15 protein-coding genes are annotated in these 15,661 nt (G+C 62.0%); 9 read left to right on the forward strand and 6 right to left on the reverse strand.

Features of this window, described 5'->3' with window-relative positions; genetic code table 11:
• The first annotated feature begins 15 nt into the window (after positions 1-15).
• From H7C86_RS09945 to H7C86_RS09980, 8 genes are all read left to right on the forward strand, one after another.
• On the forward strand, positions 16-1,188 hold the full coding sequence (locus tag H7C86_RS09945) for an acyl-CoA dehydrogenase family protein (protein WP_019745256.1): 1,173 nt from the start codon (positions 16-18) through the stop codon (positions 1,186-1,188).
• A 9-nt stretch (positions 1,189-1,197) separates the two neighbouring features.
• Entirely contained in the window at positions 1,198-2,331 is a 1,134-nt protein-coding gene (locus H7C86_RS09950) for an acyl-CoA dehydrogenase family protein (RefSeq protein WP_182261488.1), read from the forward strand.
• Positions 2,332-2,462: 131 nt separating this feature from the next.
• Entirely contained in the window at positions 2,463-4,391 is a 1,929-nt protein-coding gene (htpG, locus tag H7C86_RS09955; RefSeq protein WP_182261489.1) for a molecular chaperone HtpG, read from the forward strand.
• A 158-nt stretch (positions 4,392-4,549) separates the two neighbouring features.
• A complete protein-coding gene (locus tag H7C86_RS09960; protein ID WP_097386903.1) occupies positions 4,550-5,089 on the forward strand; it encodes a DinB family protein in 540 nt (179 codons plus the stop codon).
• A 92-nt stretch (positions 5,090-5,181) separates the two neighbouring features.
• Positions 5,182-6,762, forward strand: a complete 1,581-nt coding sequence (locus H7C86_RS09965) for an FAD-binding oxidoreductase (RefSeq protein WP_182261533.1) — start codon at positions 5,182-5,184, stop codon at positions 6,760-6,762.
• Entirely contained in the window at positions 6,759-7,676 is a 918-nt protein-coding gene (locus H7C86_RS09970; protein ID WP_003940547.1) for a diacylglycerol kinase, read from the forward strand. The genes H7C86_RS09965 and H7C86_RS09970 overlap by 4 nt, the downstream gene beginning before the upstream one ends.
• A gap of 46 nt (positions 7,677-7,722) precedes the next feature.
• On the forward strand, positions 7,723-8,550 hold the full coding sequence (locus H7C86_RS09975) for a potassium channel family protein (protein WP_182261490.1): 828 nt from the start codon (positions 7,723-7,725) through the stop codon (positions 8,548-8,550).
• Positions 8,551-8,597: 47 nt separating this feature from the next.
• Positions 8,598-9,284: a TetR/AcrR family transcriptional regulator gene (locus H7C86_RS09980; RefSeq protein ID WP_182261491.1), complete on the forward strand. Its 687-nt coding sequence runs from the start codon at positions 8,598-8,600 to the stop codon at positions 9,282-9,284.
• A gap of 6 nt (positions 9,285-9,290) precedes the next feature.
• Here H7C86_RS09980 and H7C86_RS09985 read toward each other — a convergent pair whose 3' ends face one another.
• A complete protein-coding gene (locus H7C86_RS09985; RefSeq protein ID WP_020909082.1) occupies positions 9,291-10,475 on the reverse strand; it encodes a metallophosphoesterase in 1,185 nt (394 codons plus the stop codon).
• Positions 10,476-10,598: 123 nt separating this feature from the next.
• Here H7C86_RS09985 and H7C86_RS09990 point away from each other — a divergent pair, with 123 nt between their 5' ends.
• Positions 10,599-11,231 carry a GyrI-like domain-containing protein gene (locus tag H7C86_RS09990; protein WP_020909081.1) on the forward strand — a complete coding sequence of 211 codons (633 nt, stop codon included), beginning with the start codon at positions 10,599-10,601 and terminating at the stop codon, positions 11,229-11,231.
• Between the two features lie 17 nt (positions 11,232-11,248).
• On the opposite strand, the gene H7C86_RS09995 is transcribed toward H7C86_RS09990, so the two are convergent.
• The 5 genes from H7C86_RS09995 to H7C86_RS10015 form a co-directional block, all read right to left on the reverse strand.
• A complete protein-coding gene (locus H7C86_RS09995; protein WP_020909080.1) occupies positions 11,249-11,641 on the reverse strand; it encodes an RNA-binding S4 domain-containing protein in 393 nt (130 codons plus the stop codon).
• A 24-nt stretch (positions 11,642-11,665) separates the two neighbouring features.
• The gene (locus H7C86_RS10000; RefSeq protein ID WP_182261492.1) at positions 11,666-12,541 is read right to left on the reverse strand and encodes an oxygenase MpaB family protein; all 876 of its coding nucleotides are present in this window, start codon (positions 12,539-12,541) and stop codon (positions 11,666-11,668) included.
• Positions 12,542-12,706: 165 nt separating this feature from the next.
• Complete coding sequence (locus H7C86_RS10005) at positions 12,707-13,555, reverse strand: 3-hydroxybutyryl-CoA dehydrogenase (protein ID WP_020909078.1); 849 nt, start codon at positions 13,553-13,555, stop codon at positions 12,707-12,709.
• Positions 13,556-13,647: 92 nt separating this feature from the next.
• Positions 13,648-14,805, reverse strand: coding sequence for an acyl-CoA dehydrogenase (locus H7C86_RS10010; RefSeq protein ID WP_003939784.1), 1,158 nt, complete (start codon positions 14,803-14,805; stop codon positions 13,648-13,650).
• Positions 14,806-14,964: 159 nt separating this feature from the next.
• Positions 14,965-15,657: a TetR family transcriptional regulator gene (locus H7C86_RS10015; protein WP_182261493.1), complete on the reverse strand. Its 693-nt coding sequence runs from the start codon at positions 15,655-15,657 to the stop codon at positions 14,965-14,967.
• Between the last annotated feature and the right edge of the window lie 4 nt (positions 15,658-15,661).

The raw sequence follows: 15,661 nt of genomic DNA on the forward strand, positions 1-15,661 counted from the left end.
GAAAGCAGACTCCATATGAATCTCGAATTGACCGGTGAGGAAGTTGCGTTCCGCGAGGAGATGCGAAAGTTCTTCACCACCGAATTCTCGCCCGAACTTCGTGCACGTGCAGCGGGATTCGGAAAGCTGACGCGTGAAGACATCGTTGCGGGCCAACAGATTCTGAACGCACACGGACTGGCGGTTCCGCACTGGCCGGTCGAATGGGGTGGCAAGGACTGGACTCCGGTACAGCGCCACATCTATTCCGAGGAAATGCAGTTGGCGTCGGTACCCAACCCGTTGCCGTTCAACGTGAGCATGGTTGGGCCCGTTATCGCAGCCTTCGGCTCGCAGGAGCAGAAGGAAAAGTTTCTCCCGGCGACGGCTAACGCCGATATCTGGTGGTGCCAAGGTTTTTCGGAACCAGAAGCCGGTTCGGATCTCGCTTCACTCAAGACCGCTGCTGTCCGTGACGGCGCGGATTACATCGTCAACGGTCAGAAGACGTGGACTACTCTCGCGCAGCACGCCGAGTGGATCTTCTGTCTGGTTCGGACAGATGCCAGTGCCCAGAAGCGTCAGGCAGGAATTTCGTTCCTGCTCATCGATTTGGCGACTCCCGGCATCACGATTCGTCCCATCAAACTGATCGACGGCAGCGTCGAGGTCAACGAGGTGTTCTTCGACAACGTCCGTGTTCCTGCGGAAAATCTTGTCGGCGAGGAGAACAAGGGCTGGGACTACGCCAAGTTCCTGCTCGGCAACGAACGCACGGGCGTCACGCGGGTCGGGTTCTCCAAAACTCTTGTCGCCACGGCAAAAGAGAAGGCGCGGGAGGTTCGCGTCGGAACCGGCACCCTCCTCGATGATCCGTTGTTCGCGGCTCGGTTGGCTGAGCTGGAAAACGATTTGCTTGCGCTGGATCTGACTCAACTGCGAGTTGTGGCGAGTTCGGCAGACGGCAAGCCGAACCCGGCGTCCTCGCTGCTCAAGCTCCGCGGCTCCGAATTGCAGCAGGCAGCAACGGAATTGCTGATGGATGTTGCGGGTCCGGACTCGTTGCCGGTGAATACGGTCGAGATCGACTCGCCGGAGTGGGCGCAGCAAGCGGCGCCGCGCTACCTGAACTACCGGAAGGTTTCCATCTACAGCGGATCAAGTGAGGTGCAGCGCTCCATCATTGCCTCCTCGATTCTCGGATTGTGAGCATCTGACATGAATTTCGAACTCGACGACGAGCAGACGATGCTTCGCGACACGACGCGTGAATTGCTCAACCGCAGCTACGACGCGGAGAAGCGCAACGCCACCTCGGCTACTGACGAGGGATGGAATGCCGCGGTGTGGAAGCAGTTCGCGGAGCTTGGGCTGCTCGGCCTGCCGTTCGCGGAGTCTGACGGCGGAATGGGCGCTGGACCGGTCGAGACCATGGTCGTGATGACCGAACTGGGCCGAGCGCTTGCACCCGAGCCGTACTTGGGTGGTGTTCTGATCCCCGGCGGTTTGATCGCGGCTGTCGGTTCGGCAGATCAGCGGGCGCGGCTCCTGCCGGCGCTCAGCGACGGGACCACTCTGTCGGCCTTCGCGCATACGGAACCTGGCACGCGCTGGCCGGTCGCCACTGTCACGACCGCGGCATCGAAGGCGGGATCGGTGTGGACGATCACCGGCGTCAAGAACCCGGTTCTGCAGGGCGACAGCGCGCACGTCGTGATCGTCAGTGCCACACTTCCAGGCGGCGGCACCGGGCTCTTCCTGGTGGATGCGGAAGGTGCGGGTGTCACACGGAGCACGTATGCCACCCACGACGGCCGTCGCGGTGCGCAGTTCACGTTCACCGATGCCGCGGCCGAACCACTTGGTGAGGGCGGCGATGTCACGGCCGCGATCGTCGAAGCGGAGGTCCGGGCGCAGGCAGCTCTGTGTGCCGAGGCCATCGGAATCATGACCGAGGCGCTCCGACTGACGACGGATTATCTGGAGCAGCGCAAGCAGTTCGGTGTTCCGCTCGCGAAGTTCCAGACGCTGACGCATCGTGCGGCCGACATGTACGTCGCTCTCGAACTGGCGAGCAGTATGAGTCTGTACGCGACCATGGCCATTGCCGACGGAGTGATCGATCCGACCGTCGCGTCGCGAGCGAAGCTGGCTGTCGGTCGTGCCGCGCATCAGATCGGTCAGGAAGCAATTCAAATGCACGGTGGTATCGGTATGACAGCCGAGTATCCGGTCGGGCACTACGTCTCGCGGCTGGTGGCCATCGAACACACATTGGGCGCATCGGACGATCACCTCAGGGTGCTGGCCGGCGGCGTCTCGAACTATTCGATGGTTGACGTCACGGAGTAGATCGGTGGGTGAAGATAACGGGAGGTCATGCGCAGGTCGCGTGGCCTCCCTTGTCTGTGCGGGGGCCGGCCCGCGGTATTCGAGGTCGAGTAAAATCCCTGTGATCAGTCCGAGAAGAGAAAGGGATCGAAGTGACCGCGCATACCGAGCAGCTCGAGTTCCAAGCAGAAACACGTCAGCTGCTGGATCTGATGGTTCATTCAATCTATACGAACAAGGACAGCTTCCTTCGTGAGTTGATCTCCAACGCTTCGGACGCGCTGGACAAGCTCCGCCTCGAGTCTTACCAGGACAAAGACCTCAACGTCGACGTCTCCGATCTGCATATCGAGATCGACATCGACAAGGCAGCACGCACCCTGACCATCCGCGACAACGGCATCGGCATGTCGCGTGACGAGGTCGTCGACCTGATCGGCACGCTCGCCAAGTCCGGCACCGCCGAGGTCCGTCGCAAGCTCAAGGAAGCCAAGGATGCAGCGGCATCCGAAGAACTGATCGGTCAGTTCGGCATCGGCTTCTACTCCACGTTCATGGTCGCGGACAAGGTCACGCTGCTGACCCGCCGCGCCGGTGAAGATCACGCGACGCGCTGGGAATCGACCGGCGAAGGCACGTACACGCTCGAGCATGTGAACGAGGCGCCTCAGGGTAGCTCCGTGACCCTGCACCTGATGCCCGAGGATTCCGAGAACGGCCTGCACGACTACACGTCGGAATGGAAGATCAAGGAACTGGTCAAGAAGTACTCCGACTTCATCGCGTGGCCTATCCGCATGGATGTCGCTCGTACGTCGACGCCGGCCGAGGGCGAGGAGCCCGAGGTCACCATCGAGACCGAGACGATCAACTCGATGAAGGCTCTGTGGACTCGTTCCAAGGACGAGGTGTCCGAGGACGAGTACAAGGAGTTCTACAAGCACGTCAGCCACGCCTGGGACGAGCCTCTCGAGGTCATCCCGATGAAGGCCGAAGGTACTTTCGAATACCAAGCGCTGCTGTTCATTCCGTCGACGGCGCCGTTCGATCTCTTCATGCGTGAGCGCAAGGCCGGCATCCACCTCTACGTCAAGCGCGTCTTCATCATGGACGACTGTGAAGAGTTGGTGCCCGATTACCTGCGCTTCGTCAAGGGTGTCGTCGACGCACAAGACCTCTCGCTCAACGTCTCTCGTGAAATTCTGCAGCAGGACCGGCAGATCGCTGCCATCCGTCGTCGTCTGACCAAGAAGGTCCTCTCGACCATCAAGGACATGAAGGCGAACGAGCCGGAGAAGTACTCGACCTTCTGGACCGAGTTCGGACGCGCGCTCAAGGAAGGCCTGATGGCCGATGCCGACAACCGCAAGACGCTGCTCGACATCTCTTCGTTTGCCTCGACCAACAGCGAAGAGGGCGTGACCACTCTCGCCGAGTACGTGGAGCGTATGAAGGACGGCCAGGAACAGATCTACTTCATGACGGGCGAATCTCGTCACCTGATCGAAAGCTCTCCGCACATGGAGGCTTTCAGGGCCAAGGGCCTCGAGGTTCTGGTTCTCACCGACCCGGTGGACGAGATGTGGGTCGACGCTGTCTCGGACTTCGACGGCAAGACCTTCCAGTCGATCGCCAAGGGCGAGGTCGACCTGGACACCGAGGACGAGAAGAAGGCGGCCGAGGCCGAGCGCGAAGAGAAGGAGAAGGAATTCGGCGAGCTGCTGACGTGGCTGACCGAAACCCTGTCCGACGACATCAAGGAAACGCGTCTCTCGACGCGACTGACCACCTCGGCTGCCTGCATCGTCGGCGACGCGTTCAGCATGTCTCCGACGCTCGAGAAGATGTACAAGGCTTCGGGTCAGCCTGTTCCGCACAGCAAGCGCATCCTCGAGCTCAACCCGGAGCACCCGCTTGTCTCGGGTCTTCGGGAGGCGCAGGCCGCCAACGACAATGCGGAGAACCTGACTGAGACGGCTCAGTTGCTCTACGGCATGGCGTTGCTTGCCGAGGGCGGCGAGCTGAGCGACCCGGCGCACTTCACGCGCCTGCTGGCCGATCGTTTGGCCCGCACAGTCTGATCTCGTTCTAGCTCGCTCGAACTCCCGGCACTCACCCTCATTGGTGAGTGCCGGGAGTTTTTTCTTTGATCGTTTTCTAATGAGGACCGTTTCTGTCCGCAATGACTTCTAACGTAGTTCCCACAGGGCAAAGAACCCACGAGCGAAGGAAAAACATCATGAACGCACCAACCACCACCGTCACCGGCGAGCGCGCGGATCTCCTCCAGAGCCTGCGTCAACATCGTGAATTCCTTCTCTTCACGGTCAAGGACCTCACCGACGAGCAGGCTGCTTCGAGGCCGACCGTGAGCGAACTGTGCCTAGGCGGATTGATCAAGCATGTGGGTCAGGCGGAGAAGGGTTGGGTCGACTTCATTCTGGAAGGGCCGGCCGGACTTGGCGGGGACTTCGACCCGACCCAGTGGTCGGAAGAGATGCAACAAGAACGGGCGAACGAATTTGCCATGGTCGAGGGTGAAACCTTGGCAAGCATCGTTTCCGAGTATGAAGGGATCGCGGCCAGGACCGACCAGTTGGTGGCCTCGCTGGACAGCCTCGACATCTCTCATCCACTTCCGAGCGCTCCGTGGTTCGAAGCCGGCGCTCGCTGGTCAGCGCGGCGCGCATTGCTGCACATCATCGCCGAGACGGCCCAGCATGCGGGCCACGCAGACATGCTTCGTGAAGCCATCGACGGATCCAAGACGATGGGTTGATCGACAGCTCGATCAACCGGGATGTTTACACATCACACAAATATGTAACACTAGTGTCTATGAGCACCGAAAAGTCTGCCTTGCAACCGCCGATGCAGTGGGACGCCTGGGGCGATCCGGCCAAGAAGCGTGAACTGTCGGACGCAGTCACATCATTGTTGACCGGATTTCTCGGTGTCTCCGCACCGACTCGCTCGCGCCTCGCCATCGAAGACGTTCACGTGACTCCGACCGCCCTGGCTCAGTCGCACGTCGAGGCGCTGGCTGGGCTGGTCGGGGCCGAGTACGTCAGCACCGAGGATTCGGATCGAATCCTTCGGGCCGGTGGCAAGAGCACCCCGGATCTGCTTCGTCGTCGTAGCGCCGAGCCGCAGGACGCACCGGACGCAGTCGTCACTCCAGGGACAGACGCAGAGGTTGAGCAGGTTCTCCGATACTGCTCTGCCAACCGGATCGCAGTGGTCCCGTTCGGTGGTGGCACCAGCGTCGTCGGCGGGCTCGATCCCATTCGTGACGGGTTCGACGCAGTTCTATCTCTCGATCTGCGCAGGTTCGATCAGCTCGTCGGGTTGGACGAGGAATCGGGTATCGCGACGTTCGGCGGCGGAACTACCGGTCCACGCGCCGAGGAGCTTCTGCGTGAGCACGGCTTCTCGGTGGGGCACTTCCCGCAGAGCTTCCTGTTCGCCACTCTGGGCGGGTTCGCCGCCACCCGTTCTTCGGGGCAGGCGTCGGCTGGATACGGGCGCTTCGAGGACATGGTTCAGGGCCTCACCGTTGTCACCCCGAGTGGCGTGATCGAGACCGGGCGTGCGCCGGCATCCGCTGCAGGCCCCGATCTGGGTGAGCTTTTTGTCGGCTCCGAGGGCACGTTCGGCGTCATCACGCACGTGCGTGTAAGGGTTCACCGCCTGCCCGAAACCACCGTGCGCGAGGGATGGAGCTTCCCCGACTTCGCTACCGGCGCAGCAGCATTGCGTGAGCTGGTTCAGGAAGGATCGGCTCCGACCGTCCTGCGGTTGTCCGACGAGGCCGAGAGTGGCGTGAATCTGGCGACCACCGACAAGATCGGTGAGAACGCCTTCACCGGTGGTTGCCTCGGGATCACCACCTACGAGGGCACGGCTTCGCACACCGCTGAACGGATGGCGGAGGCCCGCGCAATTCTCACCGCTCACGGTGGAACTTCGCTCGGTGAGGAGCCCGGAAACAGTTGGGAGCACGGGCGATTCGATGCACCGTATCTGCGTGACGCTCTCCTCGATGTCGGCGCACTGTGTGAAACCCTCGAGACAGCAACCACCTGGGGTAACGTCGCGAACCTGCGCTCCTCGGTCACCGAAGCACTGACCAAGGCTCTCGTCGAGCAGGGGACTCAGCCGCTCGTCATGTGCCACATTTCTCACACGTACAAGACCGGTGCTTCGCTGTACTTCACAGTAGTCAGCGCGCAGACCGAGGATCCGATCGCTCAGTGGCACAAGGCGAAAACTGCCGCTGGCGATGCGATCATCGCCGCCGGTGGCACGATCACCCATCATCACGCAGTCGGAGCTGACCATCGCCCGTGGATGAAGGACGAGATCGGCGAATTGGGCGCGAATATCCTTCGCGCAGTGAAGAATGCAGTTGACCCTGCCGGCATCCTCAATCCTGGAAAGCTGATTCCGTGACCGAAACCCGCAGTCAGATCGAGAAGGTTACCGTCCTGATCAATCCGATGGCGGGACATGGTCACGCGCCTGCGGCCGGACGCAAAGGTGTTGCGCGACTGCGTGCTCGGGGAGTTGCCGTCACCGAGATTATCGGAACCGACGCCGACGACGCCAAGAAGTTGGCGCGTCGTGCGATCGAGGAGGGCACCGACGCGCTGGTGGTGGTCGGCGGTGACGGTGCCATCAGCATCGGATTGCAGGCTGCCGCGTTGACCGATACTCCTATCGGGCTTATCCCGGCGGGCACCGGGAACGATCACGCCCGTGAGTTCGGCATTCCCACAGGCGATCCCGAGGCAGCCGCCGACGTGATCGCCGACGGCGTCGTGCAGCAGTCCGACCTGGCGAAGATCACGCTTGCCGACGGTTCCGTCGTCTGGTCGGGAACGATCATCGCCAGCGGATTCGATTCGCTGGTCAGTGAACGGGCCAATCGGATGTCGTGGCCAAAGGGACCGATGCGCTACAACTTGGCGATGCTCGCCGAGTTGGCGAAGATGAAGCCGCTGCCGTACCGGATCGAACTCGACGACGAGGTCATCACGGTGGACGCGACGCTCGTGGCTGTCGGCAACGGCCGCTCGTACGGTGGCGGCATGCTCATCACTCCGGGCGCGTCGAAGTCTGATGGGTTGCTGGATCTGACCGTCGTCGGGCACGGTTCGAGGTTGCGTCTGGTGCGCCTGTTTCCGCGGGTGTACAAGGGAACTCACGTCTCCTTGGATGCGGTGCAGACGTATCGGTCGAAGAAGGTGCGGTTGGTCTCCGAGGGCATCATCGCCTACGCGGACGGTGATCGGGTGGGGCCGTTGCCCATCACGATCGAGGCAGTTCCCATGGCGCTCAACATCTTGACGCACACTCGGATCTGAGTTGGTTCTGCCGGTCACGCGGTAGCAGTGGTGTAAGACTTCTCGGATGAACGAATCAAGGAGGTCGGTGCACCACCGCACTGCGTGGACGTCGAAGCGGTGGCAGCTCACCACCGACATCCCCTTGACCGCTGCGGCCTGCCTGTTCTTGGTGGCGTACGCGTACCAAGTCCTGGCGCAACCGACTGGCTTCCCGCATCGCCTGACCGAATGGATCATGTGGGCCGCGTGGGTCGTATTTGCCGTCGACTACGCAGTTCGCCTGTGGTTGGCTCCTGCACGCGGTCGCTGGTTCGTCAGGCATCTCTTGGATTTGGCGATGGTGGTGCTACCCATGCTGCGTCCCTTGCGCCTCCTTCGGTTGGTCACCCTGCTTGCAATAGTCCACCGCTCGAGCGGGCAAAGCTTGCGTGGGCGAGTGGTTGTCTACGCCACCGGGGCCACGGCCTTGCTGATCGGTGTCGCGGCACTGGCCATGCTCGACGCCGAGCGGCACGCTGAGGGCGCCGCCATCACGTCGTACGGGACGGCGTTGTGGTGGGCGATGGAGACGGTTACGACCGTCGGTTACGGAGACATGGCTCCTGTCACTACAACCGGGCGCCTGATCGCCGGAGCGTTGATGATCGGCGGAATTGCATTGCTGGGCATCGTGACTGCCACACTCGCTTCCTGGTTGGTCGAGCGAGTGGCGGAACAGGACGAGGCAGGGCAGGCCGCGACGCGTAAGCAGGTGGCAGATCTGTCCGTGGAGGTCCGAGCATTGGCCACCCGCACGCACCGAGTCGATCTCGCGTCCGTCGATACCGATTCGCTGCGTCGCGAACTGGCGTCGAGGGGAGTCGTGGCGCAGCATGCACCTTCGGACAATTGACCCGCAGTACAGCAAACAATAGAACGATGGTCTGATAATCTTGCGTGATGGTGGCGACCCATGGATTCCAGCGCGCGCGCAGGCCCGAGCAGATCGAAGCACGTCGGTGCGCGATTCTCGACGCAGCTCGCGCGATGCTCGGGTCCAAGCCAGTCGCAGACATCAGTCTGCGTGAGCTCAGTGAGAGCGTCGGCCTCGCGAAGTCGAACGTGCTCCGGTACTTCGACAGTCGCGAGGCCATCTTTCTCGAAGTGCTCGACGAGAACTGGGTAGCGTGGCTGGACGGGTTGTCCGAGTCGTTGACTCCGACCAGTGACGACTCACCGTTTGCCGCTGAAATTCATGTGGCATCCGCGGTTGCGGAATCGCTTGTCTCACAGCGGTTGCTGTGCGAGTTGATGAGTGTCATGGCCGGTGTCCTCGAAAGAAACATCTCCGTCGACTTCGCCCGTGACTTCAAGAAGCGGGCGACGGTCAACTCGGGAAGGTTTGCGTCGCTGATTCATTCGCAACTGCCCCATCTCTCGGAGGGCGACGCCGCTCAATTCGCCAAGGTGACCCTGGTGATCGTTGCCGGCTTGTGGCCGACCGCCGAGCCGACTGAATCCATGGTCGTCGTACTGAACGAGATGCAGGCGCCCCCAGCCTCCGACATGTTCGCATTCGGCCTGCGTGAAGGTCTGATCAACCAGCTCGTCGGGTTGTCGGCGCGAGCGGCAACCCGAACGAGCTGAGAACGATCAGGCGCTGTGCAGCGTCAGAACGGTTATCTCGCTCGGTGCGAACACCCTGAAGGGCGGACCCCAGAATCCGGTTCCCCGGCTGGTGTACAGCTGCGTACGTTCTCCGTGCCTGGTAAGCCCGTGCACCGACGGTTGATCGAGTTTCACCAGAAAGTTGAAGGGCCAGATCTGTCCGCCGTGGGTATGACCGGCGAGCTGCAGATCCACTCCCGCGGAAGCGGACTGAGTAACCTGCTTCGGTTGGTGGGCGAGCATCAGGATCGGCAATTCGGGGTCGGAGCCGGCCAGGGCCATGTCGAAGTTCGCGCCGTGCCCGTCCAGTTTCGATCCCAACGCTGTCGCATCGTCGACTCCGGCGATGACCAGTCTGTCTCCGCCCTTGGTGACGACGAGGTGGCGGTTGTGCAGCGCGTCCCAGCCGATCGAGGTCATGTAGTCGAGCCACTCCTGAGCCTCGTGGAAGTACTCGTGATTGCCGGTCACGTAGACGCGAGCGAGCCCGGCTTCGACCGATGCGAGGGGGGTCGCTTGGCCGAGGCGCTGCTCTACCGTTCCGTCGGCGATGTCACCGACGTGGGCCACGATGTCGGCGTCGAGATCGTTGACTGCCGCGATCACGCGCTCGGACCACTTCTCGCGATTGATCGGCCCGAAGTGAGTGTCGGTGATCGCGACTACCCGAAGTTTGTCCATCCCCGCACCAAGGCGGGGGATGGTGACGTCGACCTGCTTGATCCGTGGCAGTCTCATGGCTTCCCGGTAGCCCCAGATCAGCAGAAGGGCCGAGATGATCAGTGCGGCAACGGCGACAATTCTCGATCGAAGCGGGTCATCCACGCCGCCGACGAGCAGTCCGAGCCTCAGAACTTCGCCGAGCAGGGTCCACACGAACACGACCCAGATGATTCCGAGGAGGGCGTCGCCGATCAGGCGAACTGGATCGCGGTCGGTGTGTCCGTGGCTGAGCACCATACTGGCAGGCAGGGCGATCAAGAGGGTGGCAAACAGAACGGTGCCGAAAACTGCCACCGCCGTCGGCCAGTCCGGCCGGATGAACAAGCTCCACCACGGGTACACGAACAACAGAGCCAAGATCGACGCGACAATCGCGGATATGGCAACGATCCGCAACGGTCTGCGGCGCGGAACTCGAGCGACGTCGGTCACCTGGGGTGTAGTCACCCCGTCCAGAGTAAAGGTCCACTGGTCTATTAACAAGGGGACAGTGGTCCGCTATCGGGATGTCGGTGTTCTCGGATAGGTTTCCGAACGTTGAAACTCGGCCAGTGATCAGGTGGGTGGCGCATGGAGAAGTACGACGTCAAGAAGGCATACAAGGATCTCTACTCGCCTGGGCGCCGCGATTTTGCCCTCGTGACCGTTCCCCGCTTCGGCTACTTCGGCGTCGACGGTCACGGCGACCCCAACACTGCCACCGAGTACTCCGAGGCGCTCGAAGCGCTGTATTCGGTGTCCTACTCGGCAAAATTCGCGAGCAAGAAGGAATTGGATCGCGACTTCGTCGTTGGCCCGCTGGAAGGGTTGTGGCGGGCAGATGACCCCGAGGTGTTCGTGACACGGGACAAGGCGTCGTGGGATTGGACGATGATGATCTCGCAACCGGAGTGGATCACGGCGGCCGAACTGTCTGCGGCGATTGCAGCAGTCCGAGCCAAAGCCGTCCGGGCCAAGAAGAACGTGGCCGCTCTGGACAAGGTCAGGTTCCTCGAATTGGAGGAGGGCCTGTCCGTCCAGATTCTTCACGTCGGCTCGTACGACGACGAAGCTCCCACCCTGGACCGGCTGCACAACACGTTCATCCCGTCGAACGGCCTGAGCTTCAACGGCGATCATCACGAGATCTATCTCAGCGACGCTCGCCGTACACCGCCCGAGAAACTGAAGACGGTTCTGCGTCAGCCTGTTTCGAGGTCGTGACGCGTTCGAGGCGGTGGTTACGGCTCGAGGCCGCGCAACTTCTCGAGGTCACGTCGCTCGCGCTTGGTCGGTCTGCCGGCGCCGCGATCACGTCGCGGAATGGACGCAATCAGTTCGGGCGGTGGTTGGGGCGGCGAATTGTCCTGCAGGCAATCGGCGGCCAGCACCGCGCTGACTCGCTTCGTGATCGGCTTGACCACGACGACAATGCGTTCGATGCCGGATACACGCACCCGCACCTCGTCGCCGGCTTTCACCTGCTGAGCCGCCTTTGCCGACGTTCCATTGACCCGAACGTGTCCCGATCGGCAGGCCGTCGCCGCCTGCGAGCGTGTCTTGAACAGCCGAACCGCCCACGTCCAGCTGTCCACGCGGACACTGATCGCGTCGGAGGGGAGTTGGGCTGGCACGCAGTCCAGCCTACCGACGAGTGCTCACAGACCCTGCGCGCGGATGCCCGAGTAGGCGCGCGGCGCATACCGCAGTCGTAGCGGCAGCAGATGCCAGAACCGATCTGTCAATGTCAGGAAGCGGGCGAACCAGAAGTACATCCGTTCGTCGCGCGGCGTCCATTCCCATTCAAGGGTCTTACGTGCCTTCTCCGGCATCAGTGCCTTGCCGATCCAGTTCGCCACGGCCATCGTGGGGCGAGAGCTAAGACGCCACAGCCACGTCGGAACCTTCGGAGCCGGTGCGATGTCGTGCTCGGCGATGCGCGTCGACCATTTTGTGGTGTGGGTGTTGATCAGGTGGTTGTCGAGCATGTCTTCCCAATACGTGCGGAAGCTGGCGTAATCGTCGAAAGCCGGTCGATCGGTGAGTCCGTAACAGCGCCACCAGGTTACGGCCTCACGGACAAGTTGGTCCTTCTGCTCCTGCGTGAACTTCTTGTACGCGAATCGCTCGTTGAAATCGAGAATCACCTCGAAGAACGTGACGTGTGTCCACCAGAAAGTGTCAGGAGTGAGGGCGTGGTAGCGCCCGCCGGTTTCGTCGATTCCTTTGAGATCGGTGTGGAAGTTGCGAACGAGCGTGCCTGTGCCCTCTTCGGTCCGGTCGTACACGACGCCGTAGATGGGCGGCAGGGAGCGGAACAGGCGGTCGAGCGGGTTGTCGAAGAAATTCGAATGATCCTGCAGCGCTCCACTTACCGCGGGATGCATGTTCTGCAGCGTGCCTGCGCGTCCGAGATACAACAGACCGCGAACGTCGCCGAAGTGTTTCCATGTCAGGGAGCCGGGGCCGATCGGATCGGCTCGTAGTTCTCGAGGCTTCGATCGACGAGTACCGGTGTCCGCATCGCTGCTCATCTGGGTGCCCCTCCGCCTGCCATTATTTGACAACGGTTGTTGTCACATGATGACTTTTGCCGCGCTACGCGAATTTGTCAATCGATTCGACAAGATCTGTCCGAAAAACAACTCCGGCCCCTCACCTGCAACAGGTGAGGGGCCGGAAGAGTGAAGCGGTCGGACTCAGGCGTATTCGTAGAACCCGCGACCGGTCTTCTTGCCGAGACGACCGGCGTCGACCATGCGGCGAAGCAGCGCCGGCGGAGCGTAGTGCGGTTCTGCGAATTCCGCGTACAGGGACTCTGCCGCTGCGAGGGCAATGTCGAGACCGACGGTGTCGAGCAGCGTCAGCGGGCCCATCGGGTAGCCGCAGCCGCCCTTCATGGCCTCGTCGATGTCTTCTGCTGTGGCGTAGCCGGATTCGAGCATCCGGACAGCCTGGCACAGGTACGGGATGAGCAGAGCGTTGACGATGAAGCCGGAACGGTCGCCCGCGCGAACCGTCTTCTTGCGCAAGGTGTTCTTGGCGTAGTCGGTGACGGCGAGAACGGTCTCTTCGGACGTCGTCAGGCTGACCACGATCTCCACGAGCGGCATGACCGGCACGGGGTTGAAGAAGTGAACGCCGACAACCTGGCCGGGGCGCGAGGTGGCCTTGGCGATCTTGATGACGGGGATCGACGACGTGTTGGTCGCCAGAATGCCTGCAGGCTTGACGATCTTGTCGAGCTTGCCGAAGATCTCGTACTTGAGAGCTTCGATCTCGGGAGCAGCTTCGATCACCAGGTCGCGATCGGCGAACTCTTCCATGTCCAGGGTGACGCGAACGCGTGCGATGGCGGCGTCGGCGTCTTCCTGCGTGATCTTGCCCTTGGCTACGCCGCGGTTGATCGACTTGGCGATCCGTTCGCGAGCAGCGGCGGCAAATTCTTCCTTGGTTTCGAGCACCAGTACCGAGCTACCGGCTTTTGCACAAACTTCGGCAATGCCGGCACCCATGGTGCCGCCGCCGATTACGCCTACGAGTTCCACGATTCTCCTCAAGATTCTTCAGACAGGGGTCAAGCCCCCGTGCGCGGTTAAGGAGTCTATGGACTGCCTGACCGCGCACAGGGCCGGAGGCCCTACTTCAGTAGCGCACGCGACATCACGACGCGCTGAATCTGGTTTGTGCCTTCGTAGATCTGCGTGATCTTGGCGTCGCGCATCATGCGCTCGACCGGGAAGTCGGTGGTGTAGCCGGCGCCACCGAACAGCTGCACGGCGTCGGTGGTGACCTCCATGGCAACGTCCGAAGCGAAGCACTTCGCCGCAGCGGAGATGAAACCGAGGTTCTTCTCGCCGCGCTCGGCGCGAGCAGCGGAGGTGTAGACCATCAGACGTGCGGCTTCGACCTTCATTGCCATGTCCGCGAGCATGAACTGAACAGCCTGGAAGTCGCTGATGGACTTGCCGAACTGCTTGCGATCCTTGGTGTATGCCAGAGCCGCGTCGAGTGCGCCCTGAGCCAGGCCGACAGCCTGAGCGCCGATGGTGGGACGCGTGTGGTCGAGGGTCTCGAGTGCCGTCTTGAAGCCGGTGCCCGGTTCGCCGATGATGCGGTCGCCGGGGATGCGGCAGTTCTCGAAGTACAGCTCGGCGGTGGGGGAGCCCTTGATGCCGAGCTTCTTTTCCTTCGGTCCGACGACAAAGCCCTCGTCGTCCTTGTGGACCATGAAGGAGGAGATGCCGTTTGCGCCCTTGTCGGGATCGGTGACAGCCATGACGGTGTACCAGGTGGACTTGCCGCCGTTGGTGATCCAGCACTTGGAGCCGTTGAGGATCCAGTCGTCGCCGTCAGCCTTTGCGCGGGTACGCATCGAAGCGGCGTCGGATCCGGCTTCACGCTCGGACAGTGCGTACGACGCCATTCCGCCGTTCACGAGGTCCGGGAGCACCTTGGACTTGAGCTCTTCGGAACCCTTGAGGATCAGGCCCATGGTGCCGAGCTTGTTCACGGCGGGGATCAGCGAGGAGGAGCCACAGACGCGGGCGACTTCCTCGATGACGATGCAGGTGGCGACGGAGTCGGCGCCCTGGCCGTCGTAAGCCTCGGGAACGTGGATGGCGTTGAAGCCGGACGCGTTGAGAGCGGTGAGCGCTTCCTCGGGGAAACGCGCGTTCTCGTCGACGTCCTTGGCGTACGGCGCGATTTCCTTCTCGGAGAGTCCGCGGATAGCAGCCCGCAGTTCGTCGTGCTCTTCGTTCAGCGCGAAGAGATTGAAATCCGGGTTTCCTGCCATGGGAACGCTCCTTGGTGAAGGTTGCTTGAAGGCGGTCGGTGCGGCTCCGGCGTTACCAACGAGATTCTCGGACAGACCGGTGCCAATGACCCCAGTCAAACACGGCACTGAGTGCCAGGTCAAGGGATGGGAGTGTGAAGTTCCGGTGCACGAGCGGTGTCAGCCGAGTTGTTCGTGGATTTTTCTGCTGATCTCCGCGGCGGAGGTGCCCGGGGGAAAGGCTACTACCAGCACGGACTTCGATTCTGGCGTGCTGGTCTTGGACCCAGGTGCCACGCCGTACGTCCGCCGAACGTCGAGCAATGCCTGGCTCAGCGCATCGGCTGTGGCGTCTTCGTCGCCTTTGATCATGCTTCGCAAGAGGTAGTTGTGGCACGCGGTGACAGCTGCGGCAAAACCGACAACCTCGAGGACCGGTTCGCGGGGAACAGCGCTGCGCAGGTAGTCGACGAAGAGGCGCTCATAGCGGAATCCGGTGACGAGTTCGCGGTCGCGAAGAGCTGGAACATGCTGTACGACGCGGTATCGCCGCATCGACAGGTCACGGTTCCGGCGGAAGAAATCGAAGACCAGTCCCGCTGCCTCGCACACGGACGCCCAGGGGTCGGCGGAATCGGACGCGAGGAACTCGGCCACGTGTTCGAGGAGGGACTCGTGATCGGCGAAGATCACGTCTTCCTTGGAGCGGAACTGCCGGAAGAACGTCCGGCGCGACACACCGGCGGCAGCGGCGATCTGCTCGACGGTGGTGGCTTCGTACCCGTTCTCCGAGAACAACCGGATCGCTTGAGACGCGACGTGTACCCGAAACTGTGCGGGGTCAGTTCCGGGCAGGTCTGCGCGTTCACTCATGGGG

It is taken from the genome of Rhodococcus sp. UFZ-B548, assembly GCF_903819475.1.
In the GTDB taxonomy this organism is placed as follows: domain Bacteria; phylum Actinomycetota; class Actinomycetes; order Mycobacteriales; family Mycobacteriaceae; genus Rhodococcus_F; species Rhodococcus_F erythropolis.